This window comes from Kitasatospora sp. NBC_00070, assembly GCF_045041205.1.
Taxonomy (GTDB): domain Bacteria; phylum Actinomycetota; class Actinomycetes; order Streptomycetales; family Streptomycetaceae; genus Kitasatospora.
On record NZ_CP108247.1, the window covers coordinates 4,397,774 to 4,412,821 of the forward strand.

Sequence of the window (15,048 nt, forward strand, 5' to 3'; positions counted from 1 at the left end):
AGGCAGCGTGTCTTCCCGTGTCACCTTCCGTCCCACCGTCGAGGCCGACCTCGACCTGGTGCTCTCCTGCCACACCGACGAACCGGTCAGCTGGGCCGACCCCGAGCGCTACCGCAGCATGCTCGGCAACGGCGGCTACCGTCCCGCCCACACCTGGATCGCCCAGGACAACGACGGGCGGCTGCTCGCCCGCGCCGTCTGGTGGGCCTTCCCGACCAGTGACCGGCCGCTGGCGCTGGACTGCGTCTGGGTGGCCCCCGACGTCCCCGACCGGGTCGGGTTCGCGGCCCGGCTGCTCGGCGCCGCCCACGACGCCTTCCGGGCGGTCGGCTGGGACGGACTCCCCGAGTGGCACCTCTTCCTGGCCGCCGGCTGGCGCGACGGCCCCGCGGTCGCCGCCGCCCTGGAGTGGCGCAGCGCCGCAGCCGCCCGGAGCGGCCTGACCGGCCGGCTGGAGCGCCTGCGCTACGAGTGGACCCCCGAACTGCCGGTGCCCGAGCCGAGCGGCCGGCTGGTGTTCCGGGCCGAACCGGACGACGAGGTCTTCGTCGAGATGTTCCGGCAGGTCGCCGAAGGCAGCCTGGACGACGACACCCGGCGCGACCTCGCCCGGCTCGGCGCGGACGGCCAGGCCAGGGAGACGCTGGACTGCTACCTGCAGATGCCGGGCGAACGCTCCTGGTGGCTGCTGGCGTACACACCCGAGGGCGCACCGGCCGGCTTCGCACTGCCCTCGGCCAACCAGGGCGGCCCGGTGGTCGGGTACCTCGGTGTGCTGCCGGAGATGCGTGGGCGGGGGTACGCGGACGAGCTGCTCGGCGCGATCACCCGCTTCCACGCGGGTCGGGGCGCAACGCGGATCGGCGCCGACACGGATCTGGACAACCGCCCGATGGCGGCCTGCTTCGACCGGGCGGGATACCGCAACTTCGGGGTACGGCTGGTGCTGACGCAGTGACAACCGGCAGGTGGTTCGGCGGAGTCAGGGGATCGGGGCAGCTGCGCTTCGGGCTCAGCCATCAGGGGCTCGGGGAACTGCGACGCCGGCCTCGGGAAAGGTGATCCGTTCAGGGGCGGTCAGGCACTTTCGTAGTGACCCGAACGCCAGATCTCCTCGCCCACGCGGCGGAGCCGCAGATCGGCAGAGCCCCGAGCCCCTGGGTAGTCGACCGCTGAGCGCCTGCCTACAGCGCAGCTCCCGGGGTGGGGGTGGCCGGGGTGCTGCGTCGGGGGTGGCGGGTCAGGCGGTAGCCGAGGACACCGGCCAGGGAGGCCAGGATGCCGCCGCCGACGGTCCAGAACCAGCGGGTGTTGCGGCCCTGGAAGGGGGCGGAGTACCAGTGGGTCTCCTCCTCCTCGGGGGCCACCGCACGGTCGGACGGCGCCGTGCCCGCGGTCGGGGCGGCCGCCGCCGCAGCTGCGGGGGACCCGGCGTTGACCGGCGGCACCAGCGGTGCCCGCAGCTCACCGCCCTCGGGCTGGGCGTTGCCCGCCCCGCCCTTGCTGCTCAGCCGCAGCTGGACCTGGGCCGCCAGACCGAGGTCGTTCTGCGGCACCTGACCGGCCGTCAGCCGGACGTAGTAGGTGCCCGGCAGCGGGTCGCCCGACCAGGGCTCGGCCCAGGATCGGATCTGCCGCAGGGTGCAGCGCAGCGCCAGGGTGCCGGCGGCGGTCTCGGCGGTGGCGTCCTGCGGTCCCGCCGTGCAGGACTGACGGCGGCGCAGACCGTCGAAGAGCTCGACCGACCAGCTCTGCGGCCCGTGCCGGTCGGCGCTCGGCGGCAGCGTGACGGTCACGTCCACGGTGGTGGTCTGGCCCTCGGCGGCGCCGAAGGCCCAGTACAGGTAGTCACCGGTGGAGGCCGCCACGTCGGCGGCCTGGCCGGTGCCGAGGGCGACCGCGGTGAGGAAGCTGGTGCCCGCGTCGGTCACCGGCTTGGCGGCCCCCGCAGCAGCCCCCGAAGCGGACGACGAAGCGGAGGGCGAGGGAGAGGGCGAGGGTGAGGCCGCGATCAGCAGCGGCAGCCCGGCGGTGGCGAGCAGGACGGCTCGCAGTGCAGTGGTACGCATGGTCAGTTCTCCCGCCAGACAGCGATTCGCCAGCGTGCCAGCCAGCCGAAGACCAGCCCGGTCAGCAGGCCGGCCAGGGTGAGCACCAGCAGCAGCACCCAGCCCCGGCCGAGTCCGGCGGACCAGCCGTCGGGGGCGGGGGAGGCGGCGGCCACGTCGAGGGTCAGTTCCAGCGGCAGGCCCGGTTCGGCGGCCACGCCGGGGGCCGGGGCGAAGGAGTTGCTGACCACCAGGCAGACCGTGTCCTCCGGCCGCGGGGTGGCGGAGGCGGAGGGGGACGCGGTGCGGCCGGAGGACCAGCGGACGCCGGTGGAGGCCACGTCGGTCCGGCCACTGCCCGCGTCGGTGCCCCGGACCAGCTCCTGGCCGCTCTGGTCGGTGGCCTTCAGCAGGACGCCGTAGTCCCGGGCCAGCGCCCGGTCCAGCGAGATGCTGACCGAGGCCCGCAGCTCCTGGCCGGGCCGGACGTTCACCCGGTAGACCCGGTGCTCGGCGAACTTCTCCCGGTCGCTGTAGACCCCGGGGGTCAGCACGGGAGCGGTCTCGCACTTCTCGGTACCGGTCGCCCTGGCGGGCGCGACCCGGTTGGTGCTGCCCGCCCGGTTGACCAACTGCTTGACCTTCTCGGTCAGTTGCTGCTGGGTCTGGACGTCGGTGAAGGTGCCGCCGGTGGCGTTGGCGATGCACAGCAGCTGTTGCCGGGTCTTGTCGTCGTGCGCCAGCCCGAGGGTGTCGACCACCAGGTGGGTGCCGAGGGCGGCCAGTTCACGGGCCACCTCGCACGGGTCCGGCGGGGCGCAGGAGTCCTCCCCGTCGGTGATCAGCACGATCCGCCGGGTGGTCGGCCCGGTGCCCAGGTCCTGGGCGGCGCCGCGCAGGGCCAGGCCGATCGGGGTCCAGCCGGTCGGCCGCAGGGTGGCCACGGCGGTCTTGGCCTCGGTCTTGTCGGTCTTCCCGACCGGGAAGAGCTGCTTGGTGTCCTTGCAGCCCTCGGTCTTGTCGTTGCCCGGGTAGGTCGCGCCGAGGGTGCGGATGCCGAACCAGGTCTCGGCCGGCAGCGCGTCGATCACCTCGTTCAGCGACTGCTGGGCCACCGCCATCCGGCTCTTGCCCTGGATGTCGGTGGCCCGCATCGAGCCGCTCACGTCCAGCACCAGGTCGACCCGGGGCGGTTCGGCGGCCGCCGCCCCGGCGGTGGTCTCGTCGGCGTACGCGGGGATCCCGTGCAGGAGGGCCCCGGCGGATATCGCCAGGGCGGCCAGTAGCCCGAGTGGGCGGGCCGGCAGTCGTCGTCGTGTGGTCACGGCCCGCATCTTATGGATCATCAGTTCGGATCACCAACGCCGGTCGTTACGGCTGAACTCCCGGACCGCGTCCGCCGATGAGCACGCCGAGCCCGTCCAGGAAGCACCGCAACCCGAACTCCAGCGCCTGGTCCTGCCCGCCCGACCCGCTGTCGGCCATCGCGGCGGCGGTGGCCGGGTAGCGGTCCTGGTGAGTGGCGATCAGGGAGCCGAGGGTGACCAGCAGTTGCTGCTCGGGGCTGCCCTCGGGCCCGGCCGCGCGGGACTGCTGGGCGATCGCGCGGACGTGGCCGGCCAGCACGGCGACCACGTCGAGGCGCTCCGCGCCGGTCAGGGTGGTGTCGGCCAGGGCGGCCACGGCCCGTTCCATCCAGCTGAGTTCGGCCGGGCCGACCAGCCGGGGGCCGACGGTGGCGTCCAGCAGCCAGGGGTGCCGCCGGAAGACGGCGGCCAGCCGCCTGGACCAGTCGGCGAGCGGGTCGCGCCAGCCGGTGCCGTCGACCGGCGGGGCCGCGCCGATCGCCGCGTCGACCATCAGGGCGACCAGCTCGGCCTTGCCGGGGACGTACCGGTAGAGCGCCATCTTGGTGTAGTCGAGCAGCCCGGCGACCCGCTGCATGGAGAGCGCGCCCAGCCCCTCCGCGTCGGCGATCTCGATGCCCGCCCGGGCGATCCGGTCCAGGCTCAGCGCGGCCTTCGGGCCCCGGCCCGCCTTCGGTGGCGGGCCCCAGAGCAGCCGCGCGGCCGGGTCCGGTTCCTGGTGCACGGCAGCTCCCCTTGTGTCGGCGGTAAAACTGCGTCTACTGTACACAGTATCGAAAGTGTCCGACGGACACAGTTTCTGACGGGGGTCTCCCATGGGCAAGAACGTCCTCATCTCGGGTGCGAGCATCGCCGGTCCGGCGCTGGCCCACTGGCTCGGCCGGTACGGCTTCCGCCCCACCGTGGTCGAGCTGGCCCCGGCCCTGCGGGAGGGCGGCCAGGCGGTCGACTTCCGCGGCGCGACCCACCTGACGGTGCTGGAGCGGATGGGTGTGCTGGACACGCTGCGCGGGCTGCAGACCGGCGGCCGGACCACCACCTTCGTCGACCCGGACGGGCGTCAGCGGCTGCGGCTGCCCGCCGAGTTCACCGGCGGCGACATCGAGGTGCTGCGCGGCGACCTGTCCCGGACGCTGTACGAGGCGAGCCTGCCGTACACCGAGTACGTCTTCGGCGACTCGGTCACCGGTCTGACCGAGACCGCCGACGGGGTGCGGGCCACCTTCCGGCACGGCGCGCCGCGCGAGTTCGACCTGGTGATCGGCGCCGACGGCCTGCACTCGAACGTCCGTCGGATCGCCTTCGGCCCCGAGCGGGACTTCGTCACCCACCTCGGCTACTACGCGGCGACCTGGAAGCTGCCCAACCACCTCGGCCTCGGCCGCGAGACGGTCGGCTGCAACACCCCCGGCCGGCTGGCCCAGCTCGGCGGCGGCCACCGCGACCCCGGGCTGGCGGACGCCTTCGTGGTCTTCGCCGCCCCGGAACTGACCTACGACCGACACGACCTGACGGCCCAGAAGGCGCTGATCGCCGAGCACTTCGCCGGGATCGGCTGGGAGGTGCCCGGCATGCTGGAGTCGCTCCACGGGGCGTCCGAGCTGTACTTCGACTCGATCAGCCGGGCCGACGTGCCGACCTGGTCGCGGGGCCGGACCGCCCTGGTCGGCGACGCCGCCTGCGGCGCGACCATCGGCGGCATGGGCACCGGCACCGGCGTGGTCGCCGCGTACGTGCTGGCCGGCGAGCTGGCCCGGGCGGCCGGGGACCACCGGGCGGCGTTCGCCGCGTACGAGGGCCGGCTGCGGGAGTACGCGCAGGGCTGCCAGAAGGGCGGCGACCGGACCGGCAAGTTCCTCGCCCCCGGCCGGATCGGCGGCCGGCTGCGGGACGCGATGCTGAACCGGCCCGCGCTGCTGAACTGGATGCTGGAGGAGGGCCGCAAGGTCAGCAGCGTCGAGCTGCCGGACTACCCGGCCGAGCTCGCCGCACTGGCCGGATGAGCTCGATGGCCGGGTGAATATCGGACACACCGGCATCAACGGTAATAAATATGGCTAATCCTCGTTAGGGTGCCTGTGAAGCCGTGCCCGTCGAGTTGGAAGGACCCACCCCGTGAGCAACCTGTTCGCGATCGCCTACCCCGACCTCGCCACCGCCGAGCAGGTCCGGAGCACCGTGGTCGGACTGCAGAAGCAGAAGCTGATCGACCTCGAGGACGCGGTCGTCGTCGAGCGCCGCCAGGACGGCAAGATCAAGCTGCACCAGGCCGTCTCCACCACCGGTGCCGGGGCCGCCTCCGGTGCGCTCTGGGGCGGCGTGATCGGCCTGCTGTTCTTCATGCCGTTCCTCGGCGCGGCCGTCGGCGGGGCGACCGGTGCCGCCGTCGGCGCCTCCACCGACGTGGGGGTGGACGACAACTTCATGCGCCAGGTCGGCGAGCACCTGACCCCGGGCAGCGCCGCCGTCTTCCTGCTGGTCCGCAAGGCCACCGCCGACAAGGTGATCCCGGCCGTCGCCCAGTACGGCGGCCAGATCATCCAGACCTCGCTGAGCGCCGAGGCGGAGGCCGAGCTGCGCGCCACCGTCGAGGCCGCCCGCGGCCAGGCGCCCGCCGGCGTCTGACCGCCGACCAGCTGGGGGTGGACGGGACCTGACGGCCCGTCCGCCCCCGCCGTGCTACCCCCGACAGGACGCCCGTGGCCTCTCCCTCCGCCGTAGCCAGAGCCGGTGCGCCGGGCCGACGCCTGGTCAAGAGCCGTCGCAACACCGAACTGGCCCTGGTGCTCGGGTCGGTGCTGATCGCCGTCTTCGGGTACATCGAGGTCGGCGTGAACATCGACGGCGAGGTCCCGTCCGGCGCCGCCGGGTACGGGGCGGCGCTCGGCGTGCTCGCGCTGCTCGCGCACGGGGTGATCCGCTGGAAGGCCCCGTACGCGGACCCGCTGCTGCTGCCGATCGCGATCCTGCTGAACGGGATCGGACTGGTCGTCATCTACCGGCTGGACCTGGCCACCCCGAAGAGCGAGGCGGCGCCCACCCAGCTGCTCTGGTCCACCCTCGGGGTGGCGCTGTTCATCGGCGTGGTGGTGCTGCTGCGCGACCACCGGATCCTCCAGCGGTACGCCTACATCGGCGCCCTGGTGGCCCTGGTGCTGCTGATCCTGCCGATCTTCTTCCCGCCGGTCTACGGCTCCCGGATCTGGATCGTGATCGGCCCGATCTCGTTCCAGCCGGGCGAGTTCGCCAAGATCCTGCTGGCGGTCTTCTTCGCCGCCTACCTGGCCGTGCACCGGGACGCGCTGGCGCTGACCGGCAAGAAGGTGTGGAAGTTCCAGTTCCCGCGCGGCCGCGACCTCGGCCCGGTGCTGCTGATCTGGGCCGCCTTCGTCGGGGTACTGGTGCTGGAGACCGACCTCGGCACCTCGCTGCTGTTCTTCGGCCTGTTCGTGGTGATGCTCTACGTGGCCACCGCGCGCAGCGGCTGGATCGCGATCGGCCTGTTCCTGGCGGCGGTCGGCGCGGTCGCGGTCGGCTGGCTCTCCCCGCACGTGCACAGCCGGGTGACCGACTGGCTGGACCCGCTGGGTTCGATCGCGGCCGGCCAGGGCGCCAACCAGATCGCCCAGTCGCTGTTCTCGTTCGCCTGGGGCGGGGTGCTCGGCACCGGGCTGGGGCTCGGGCACTCGATCCTGATCGGCTTCGCCGCCAAGTCCGACTTCATCCTGGCCACCATCGGCGAGGAGCTCGGCCTGGTCGGGCTGATCGCGCTGTTCCTGCTCTACGCGCTGCTGATCTCCCGGGGCTTCCGGACCGGGATCGCGCTCCGGGACCCGTTCGGCCGGCTGCTGGCGATCGGCCTGGCGGCGATCGTCGGGATCCAGCTGTTCGTGGTGGCCGGCGGCGTGCTCGACCTGATCCCGCTGACCGGGATGACGCTGCCCTTCATCGCCCAGGGCGGCTCCTCGGTGGTGACCAACTGGATCATCGTGGCGCTGCTGGTCCGGATGAGCGACCAGGCCCGCCGACCCGCCCCCGAGCCCGCAGCCGACCTGGTGGAGCAGCCGTGACGTCGCGACGAAGGTCCGAGGCCCGTTCCACCGGCGGCCCGCAGGGGCTGCCCGGGATCTCCACCACCGGCCGCCGGGCCGGCACCTTCTGCCTGGTCCTGGTGCTCGCGCTGATGGGCCAGGCCACCTACGTCCAGGTGTTCCGGGCCAAGTCGCTGGACGACAACCCGGCCAACCAGCGGGAGACCATCCAGCGTTACGCGCAGCCGCGCGGCAACCTCCTGGTCGGGTCCGACCCGGTCACCGGCTCCACCCCGACCGGCGGGCGGTACGCCTACAAGCGCGCCTACACCGACGGCCCGACCTGGGCCGCGGTCACCGGCTACTCCTCGCAGACGTACGGGAACACCCAGCTCGAGGGCGTCCAGGACGACCTGCTCTCCGGCACCGACCCCCGGCTGGCCGGCTGGGCGATCTGGGACGAGATCGCCCGCAAGCAGAACCCCGGCGGCGACGTCCACACCACCCTGAACAAGGCCGCCCAGCAGGCCGCGGTGAACGGCCTGGGCCGGCAGACCGGCGCGGTCGCCGCGATCGAACCCGCCACCGGCCGGATCCTCGCGCTGGCCTCCACCCCGAGCTACGACCCGGGCAGCTTCGCGGGCTCGTCGACCGCCGACCAGGACGCCTGGAACAAGCTGCAGGCCGACAAGAACCAGCCGATGCTGAACCGGGCGCTCCGTCAGATCTACCCGCCCGGCTCGACGTTCAAGGTGGTCACCGCCGCCGCCGCGCTGGCCAACGGCGTGGTCACCGACATCGACGCCCCGACCGGCGCGCCGTACCCGTTCGTGATGCCGGGCACCACCACCCCGCTGGTGAACGACACCAGCGCCTGCGACACCCCCGGCCAGTCGCTGGACGAGGCGATGGTCCGGTCCTGCAACAGCGTGATGGGGTACCTCGGCACCCAGGTCGGCCTGCCGAAGATGGTCGCGATGGCGCAGAACTTCGGCTTCAACGACGCCAAGCTGGACACGCCCGTCCGGGCCGCCCGGTCCAACTTCGACACCGAGATGAACGCCTCGCAGGTCGCGCTCTCCTCGATCGGCCAGTTCGACACCGCCGCCACCCCGCTGGTGATGGCGATGGTCGCGGCGGGCGTCGCCAACAACGGCACCGTGCGGTATCCACAGCTTGTGGACAAGCTGACCAAGAGCGACGGCAGTTCGGTCCAGGTGATGCAGCCCACCGACTACCGGCAGGCGATGAGCCCCGCCGTGGCCGGGCAGGTGCAGAAGCTGATGACCGACGTGGTGGAGACCGGCACCGGCCGGAGCGCCCGGATCCCCGGGGCCACCGTCGGCGGCAAGACCGGCACCGCCCAGCAGGGCATCGACAACTCCGGCATCCCGTACGCCTGGTTCATCTCCTGGGCCAAGCCGAGCGGCTCGAACCAGGTCCCCCCGGTGGCCGTCGCGGTGGTCATCGCGGACAGCAACGCCACCGACGTCACCGGCGGCGGGCTGGCCGCCCCGATCGCCAAGGCCGTCATGCAGGCCGTCCTGAACGGGAACTGACGGAGCCTGGGCAAAATCTCATGGGACTGCAGCCGCACTGTGACAAGGGATGTGGCGGGAGTCACGGTTGCGGTGTACCGGGCTGGGTTAGCGTGGACGGCTCCGAGCCGTGCCCATAGGGGGAAACCGTCATGTCGTCACACCGTCGAACTCCGGCTGCCCGCTCGACGGCGAGTCGTCATGCCTGACCGGCTCAGGGCGCTGATGCGGACCGGTACGGCCAGCACGGCGCTGGTCGCGCTGGCGCTGCTCTCGGTCTTCGCGGTGATCCGGCACTTCCACGGCTTCTCGATGGTCGACATGCTGGTGTACCGGGCGGAGGGTGCGGCGGTCGCCAACGGCCAGGACCTCTACGCGATGCGGCTCCCCGGCTGGAACCTCCCGGCGACCTACCCCCCGTTCGCCGCGATGCTGTTCGTCCCCGCGACCTGGTTCGACATATCGGTCCTGCGGGTGGTGGTCACCCTGGCCAACATCGCCCTGCTCGCCCTGCTGGTCCACCTCTCCTTCCGGCTGGTCGGCTGGCCGCGCCCGGGCCGCCGGGCGCCCGCGCTGCTGCTGGCCGTCGGCGCGGGGGTCTTCCTCGAACCCGTCTACACCACCCTCCAGTACGGGCAGATCAACCTGGTGATCGCCTGTCTGGTGCTCTGGGACCTGACGCACAAGCACCGCTTCACGGGCATCGGCATCGGCCTGGCCATCGGCATCAAGCTCACCCCGGGGATATTCGCGGTCTACCTGCTGCTCACCGGCCGGATCCGGGCGGCCATGGTCTCCGGCGCCACCTTCCTGGTCACCGCGCTGATCGGGACGGTCGCGCTGCCCGGCGCCTCCTACGGCTTCTGGACCACCTACCTGTGGGACTCCACCCGGGTCGGCCGCACCGAGATCGTCGACAACCAGGCGATCAGCGGAGCGCTGGCCCGCCTGCTGCACACCGAGCACCCCGGCTTCCCGGCCACCGCGGTGGCCGGCCTGGTGGCGATCGGCGGCCTCGCCCTCGCCACCCGCTCGCTGCGCGGGGGCGCGCCCCGGGCCGAGGCCTGGGGGGTGGTCTGCACCGCGATCACCGCGCTGCTGATCTCGCCGATCAGCTGGACCCACCACTGGATCTGGTGCGTGCCCCTGCTGGTCCTGCTGACCGCCGAGGCGGCCCAGCGGAGCCGCCGCCTGCCGTACCGGGCCGTGCTCGCGCTGGTGGTGGTCGCGTTCCTGTCGCGCGGCATGTGGATGGTGCCGCACAAGAACGGGCTGGAGCTGCAGCTGTCCCCGTGGGAGCACCTCGGCGGCGAGGTCTACGTACTGGTCGGGTTCCTGGTGCTGGTCCTGGCGGTGCTGCGGGCGAAGGAGCCCGAACCGGTGGTCAACTCGGAACTCGTGGTCAGCGCGGTCGAGCCGAGCCAGGGCTCCCTGGTGGCCGCCCGGTCCGGCGGTGAGTGACCCCCGGCGGGTGGCCGGAGCCTGATCCGGGGGCCGGAGGCGTAGTCTGCCGCGTGCGAAGTGTCTGGTTTGTCGGTCACCGCCTGACGACCCGCCAGGCCGGCCCCGACCTCCCCCGCCCCGAAGGAACCACCCCTTGAGCACTCAGAGCACCCCCGGCTCGCGCCTGCTCCGGAAGAAACCGGTCGCCACCCTGATCGCCGAGAGCGGGGTGGCCGACGCGCCGCCGGTCGGCGCGCCCGAGGAGGGCGGCCGGTCCGGCATCCACCTGCGCCGCTCGATCGGCCTCTGGCAGCTGTCCTCGATCGGCATCGGGGCGACCGTCGGCACCGGCATCTTCTTCGTGCTGAGCAGCGCGGTGCCGGAGGCCGGGCCCGCCGTGGTGCTCTCCTTCCTGCTGGCCGCCGTCACCGCCGGGCTCACCGCGCTGTGTTACGCCGAGATGGCCTCGGCGATCCCGGTCTCCGGCTCCTCCTACTCGTACGCGTACGCGACCCTCGGCGAGATCGTCGCCTTCGGGGTCGGGGTCTGCCTGCTGCTGGAGTACGGGGTCTCGGCCTCGGCGATCGCGGTCAGCTGGGGGCAGTACCTGAACAAGTTCTTCGACCTGGCCTTCGGCTTCACGCTGCCGGAGTGGATGGCCGCCCCGCCCGGCGACGGCGGGGTGTTCAACCTGCCGGCCGTGATCCTGGTGGCGATGGTGGTCACACTGCTGATCCGCGGCGCCAGCGAGTCGGCCCGGGTGAACGCGGCCATGGTGGTCATCAAGATCGTCATCCTGCTGCTGTTCATCGCGATCGGCCTGACCGGCTTCCAGGCCGGCAACCTGACCCCGTTCATGCCGCTGGGCATCGGCGGCATCGGGGTGGCCGCGTCCAGCATCTTCTTCTCCTTCATCGGCCTGGACGCGGTGTCCACGGCCGGCGAGGAGGTCAAGAACCCGCGCCGGACGCTGCCGGCGGCGATCATCATCTCGCTGGTGGTGGTCACCCTGCTCTACATCGGCGTGGCGGTGACCGCCGTCGGTGCCCAGCCCTGGCAGCAGTTCGACGGCCAGGAGGCCGGGCTGGCGCAGATCCTCCAGGACGTCACCGGCCAGAGCTGGCCCGCCGTCATGTTCGCGGTCGGCGCGATCGTCTCGATCTTCAGCATCACCCTGGTGGTGATCTACGGTCAGACCCGGATCCTGTACTCGATGGGCCGGGACGGCATGCTGCCGAAGAAGTTCGCCGAGCTCTCGCCGCGCACCGGCACCCCGGTCTGGAACACCGTGGTGGTCGGCCTCGGGGTCTCGGTGCTGGCCGCCTTCGTGCCGCTGGACATCCTCACCGACCTGACCAGCCTGGGCACCCTGGTGGCGTTCTCGGTGGTCTCGGTCGGCGTCGTCATCCTGCGCCGCACCCAGCCGGACCTGCCGCGCGGCTTCAAGGTGCCGGGCTACCCGGTGGTGCCGGTACTCAGCGTCGGGTTCTGCGCCTACCTGATCTCCGAGCTGCACGCGGTGACGTACGCGTTCTTCGGTGCGGCCCTGGCGGTCGCCGCCGTCGTCTACTTCGGCTACAGCGTCAAGCACTCCAAGCTCGACCGGCCGGACCCCGAACCCACCCGGACGGGCTGACCGGCGGAGGACCCGGCGCCGCGCCGCCGGGTCCTGCCAAGAGCTCCACATAACAGTTGCCGCTCCTTCTGCGGAACAGCACAACTCAGCCCCTACCCTTCCAGCATGGCGACCACCCGAACCCCCGGAGCACCCGAGCAGGCGGTCTGTCCCCTGCACGAGGCACCCCGGTCGGGGGTGGCCGCCCGGATACCCGAGCAGCGCACGTCCACCGACCCGGCCCGCCGGGCCCGGCTCCGGCCGACCCGGCGGCGGACCGTCCAGGTGCTGGGGTGCGCGGTCGCGGCCGGCTGGGCGCTCGCCTTCCCGCTGGTCTCCGACCTGCCGAACCAGATCTTCTGGGGCACCGTGGCGGCCCCCGCCTACGGCCTGGCCGCCGTGCTCCGCCTCGCCCTGCCGCGCCGGTACGCCGCGCGGGCGGCGGCCGGGGCGGCCGTGCTCGGCGCCGTCCTGCTGCCGCTGGTGCTGCTGGTGCTGCAGGGCCGGCACCAGTCCGAGGTGATGGTGGTCGAACGCTCGGCCGTCCTGCTGCTGCACACCGGCAGCCCGTACCTGCCCGATCCGGCCCGGGTCACCGACTACGACCCCTACCTGCCGGCCATGGCGCTGTTCGGGCTGCCCCGGGCGCTGCTGGGCAACGGGAACCCGGTGACCACGGTGCTGGGGGACGCCCGGATCTGGTTCGCCGTCACCTTCCTGGCCTGCCTGCTGGCCTGCTGGCGGCTGCTCCGGCCGCAGCCCGCCGCCTCGCCGCTGCTGCCGCTGGCCGCCCTGACCGCCTCCCCGCTGATCGCGCTGGCGCTGGTCGTGGGCGGGGTGGACCTGCCGCTGATCGGGGTCTGCTGCCTGGCGCTGACCCTGGCCGCCAAGGGCCGGGCGGTCCCCGCCGGTCTGGTGCTGGTGCTCGCCTGCACCCTCAAGTGGACCGCCTGGCCCGCGCTCCCGGTGGCGGCGCTGCTGCTCTGGCGGCTGTACGGCCGCCGCCCGGCCGCCCGCGCCACGCTGACGGCGGTGGCCGGCGGCCTCGCGCTGGTGCTGCCGTACCTGCTGACCCAGGGCCAGGTGCTGCGCGAACAGGTGGTGCGCTTCCCGCTCGGGCTGACCGCCGTGCACACCCCGGCGGGCAGCCCGCTGCCGGGCAAGGTGCTGGCCGGGTTCGGGCCGACCGGGCACACCATCTCGCTCACCCTGCTCTGCCTCGGCGCGCTCGGGGTCACCCTCTGGCTGCTGGCCTACCCGCCGACCTCGGCGGTGGCCGCCTGCGACGTGCTGGCGGTCGGGCTGACCGTCGCGTTCACGCTCGCCCCGGCCGGCCGGTTCGGCTACCTGGCGCTCCCGGCGGTGCTGGTGATCTGGCCCCGGCTGGCCGCCGGGCCTCGGCCGAGGGACCGGCTCACCACGATCCTGACGGGCGTTCAGCTCTGACCCGGGCCGCTCCCCGGTTTCCCGGCCGGGGCGTGGGACGATACGGGCATGGCGCAACATACCGGGCGGCGGACGTTTCTCGGACTGGCCGTGGCGGCCGCCGGCCTGACGGCCTGTGGGAGCACCCCGGCCGCCACCGAGCCCCCGGTCGCCGACCAGCAGCCGCTGCCCAGCCCCTCGCCGACCAGGGCCGAGAACGACCGCCCGGGCGACGCCGACTGGAGGGTCACCGCACCGGGCCCGCAGGACGCGATCGAGGGCTTCGCCGACCGGGTCAGCGTGCTCCCCGGCGAGCCGCTCGGCCTGCACGTGTCGACCACCGCCCCCGGCTTCACCGTCTCCGCCTACCGGATGGGCTGGTACGGCGGTGCCAGGGCCCGGCTGGTCTGGCGGTCCGAGCGGCTGCCCGGCGTGGCCCGCCCGGGGCCCACCGTTGCCGCCGGGACCAGGACCGTCCGGGCCGACTGGCCGCGGACCACCACGGTCGACACCACCGGCTGGCCCGAGGGCGGTTACCTGCTCCGGCTGGACGCGGTCGGCGGCCCAGGCCAGCGGTACGTCCCGGTCACCGTCCGCTCCCGGGAGACCGCGGGGCGGACCGTCCTGGTGAACGCCGTGGCGACCTGGCAGGCGTACAACGAGTGGGGCGGCTACAGCCTCTACAACGGCCCGACCGGCGGCTACGGCACCCGGGCGCTGGAGGTCGTCTTCGACCGGCCGTACCGCTACGACGACGGCGCCGGGCTGTTCCTGGTCTACGAGGCCCCGCTGATCGCGCTGGCCGAGCGGCTCGGGCTGCCGCTCGGCTACGCCACCGGGACCGACCTGGCCCGGGAGCCCGAACTGCTGCGCGGGGCCGCGGCGGTGGTCTCGTTGGGACACGACGAGTACTGGTCGAACGAGCAGCGGCAGCACGTCGCGGCGGCCCGCGACGCGGGCACCAACCTGGCCTTCCTGGGCGCCAACTGCTGCTACCGCAGGGTCCGTTACGAGCCCTCGGCGCTCGGCCCCGACCGGACGGTGGTGTGCTGGAAGTCCGACTACCGGGACGACCCCGGCTTCCGGGCCGGGCGGCCCGCCACCACCGACTTCCGGGACGGGCCCGGCGCCGACCCGGAGAGCGGCCTGCTCGGGGTGAGCTACGACGGCTACCCGGTGGACGCGCCGTACGTGGTGAGCAACCCCGGGCACTGGCTGCTGGCCGGTACGGGTGCGGTGGCCGGCGACAGCTTCCCGCACCTGGTCGGGGTCGAGTACGACCGGGTGCCCCCGGCCGGCCCGGCGGCGGGCCCGATCGAGATCGTCGCCAGCTCACCGGTGGTCTGCGACGGTCGCCGCAGCCGGGCCGACTCGGCGTACGGCACGGTGGCCGGCGGGGCCGGGGTGTTCGCCACCGGCACCATGCGCTGGGTGGAGGCGCTGGACGCCGACGGCCCGGGCGGCGGTAGGGCCGACCACGGGATGGACCACCGGGCCGGGGCGTTCACCCGGCAGGTCACCGAGAACCTGCTGCGGGCCTTCGCCGCCGGCCCGGCGGGGCACCGGCACCCCGTGGCCTGA

General features: G+C 73.3%; 12 protein-coding genes. 9 read left to right on the plus strand and 3 right to left on the minus strand.

Annotation, left to right across the window (positions count from 1 at the left end; genetic code table 11):
- Positions 1-7 precede the first annotated feature (7 nt).
- Positions 8-958: a GNAT family N-acetyltransferase gene (locus OHV05_RS20365; protein ID WP_405018949.1), complete on the plus strand. Its 951-nt coding sequence runs from the start codon at positions 8-10 to the stop codon at positions 956-958.
- Positions 959-1,184: 226 nt separating this feature from the next.
- On the opposite strand, the gene OHV05_RS20370 is transcribed toward OHV05_RS20365, so the two are convergent.
- The 3 genes from OHV05_RS20370 to OHV05_RS20380 are packed head-to-tail and all read right to left on the minus strand — an operon-like array spanning position 1,185 to position 4,139.
- Entirely contained in the window at positions 1,185-2,069 is an 885-nt protein-coding gene (locus OHV05_RS20370) for a peptidase (RefSeq protein WP_405018950.1), read from the minus strand.
- Positions 2,070-2,071: 2 nt separating this feature from the next.
- Entirely contained in the window at positions 2,072-3,373 is a 1,302-nt protein-coding gene (locus OHV05_RS20375) for a VWA domain-containing protein (RefSeq protein ID WP_405018951.1), read from the minus strand.
- A 46-nt stretch (positions 3,374-3,419) separates the two neighbouring features.
- Complete coding sequence (locus OHV05_RS20380) at positions 3,420-4,139, minus strand: TetR/AcrR family transcriptional regulator C-terminal domain-containing protein (RefSeq protein ID WP_405018952.1); 720 nt, start codon at positions 4,137-4,139, stop codon at positions 3,420-3,422.
- A 91-nt stretch (positions 4,140-4,230) separates the two neighbouring features.
- Here OHV05_RS20380 and OHV05_RS20385 point away from each other — a divergent pair, with 91 nt between their 5' ends.
- The 8 genes from OHV05_RS20385 to OHV05_RS20420 all read left to right on the plus strand — a co-directional run bounded on the left by OHV05_RS20385 (position 4,231) and on the right by OHV05_RS20420 (position 15,048).
- Positions 4,231-5,418, plus strand: coding sequence for an FAD-dependent monooxygenase (locus OHV05_RS20385; protein WP_405018953.1), 1,188 nt, complete (start codon positions 4,231-4,233; stop codon positions 5,416-5,418).
- 112 nt (positions 5,419-5,530) lie between these two features.
- Positions 5,531-6,040 (plus strand): DUF1269 domain-containing protein, encoded by a 510-nt coding sequence (locus OHV05_RS20390; protein ID WP_403044389.1) that lies wholly within the window; start codon positions 5,531-5,533, stop codon positions 6,038-6,040.
- 74 nt (positions 6,041-6,114) lie between these two features.
- Positions 6,115-7,485, plus strand: a complete 1,371-nt coding sequence (locus OHV05_RS20395; RefSeq protein ID WP_405018954.1) for an FtsW/RodA/SpoVE family cell cycle protein — start codon at positions 6,115-6,117, stop codon at positions 7,483-7,485.
- Positions 7,486-7,598: 113 nt separating this feature from the next.
- Positions 7,599-9,005 carry a penicillin-binding transpeptidase domain-containing protein gene (locus tag OHV05_RS20400; protein ID WP_405021502.1) on the plus strand — a complete coding sequence of 469 codons (1,407 nt, stop codon included), beginning with the start codon at positions 7,599-7,601 and terminating at the stop codon, positions 9,003-9,005.
- 180 nt (positions 9,006-9,185) lie between these two features.
- Positions 9,186-10,445: a glycosyltransferase 87 family protein gene (locus OHV05_RS20405; RefSeq protein ID WP_405018955.1), complete on the plus strand. Its 1,260-nt coding sequence runs from the start codon at positions 9,186-9,188 to the stop codon at positions 10,443-10,445.
- Positions 10,446-10,581: 136 nt separating this feature from the next.
- The gene (locus OHV05_RS20410; protein ID WP_405018956.1) at positions 10,582-12,063 is read left to right on the plus strand and encodes an amino acid permease; all 1,482 of its coding nucleotides are present in this window, start codon (positions 10,582-10,584) and stop codon (positions 12,061-12,063) included.
- Between the two features lie 105 nt (positions 12,064-12,168).
- Positions 12,169-13,488, plus strand: a complete 1,320-nt coding sequence (locus tag OHV05_RS20415; protein ID WP_405018957.1) for a glycosyltransferase family 87 protein — start codon at positions 12,169-12,171, stop codon at positions 13,486-13,488.
- A gap of 48 nt (positions 13,489-13,536) precedes the next feature.
- Complete coding sequence (locus tag OHV05_RS20420; RefSeq protein WP_405018958.1) at positions 13,537-15,048, plus strand: N,N-dimethylformamidase beta subunit family domain-containing protein; 1,512 nt, start codon at positions 13,537-13,539, stop codon at positions 15,046-15,048.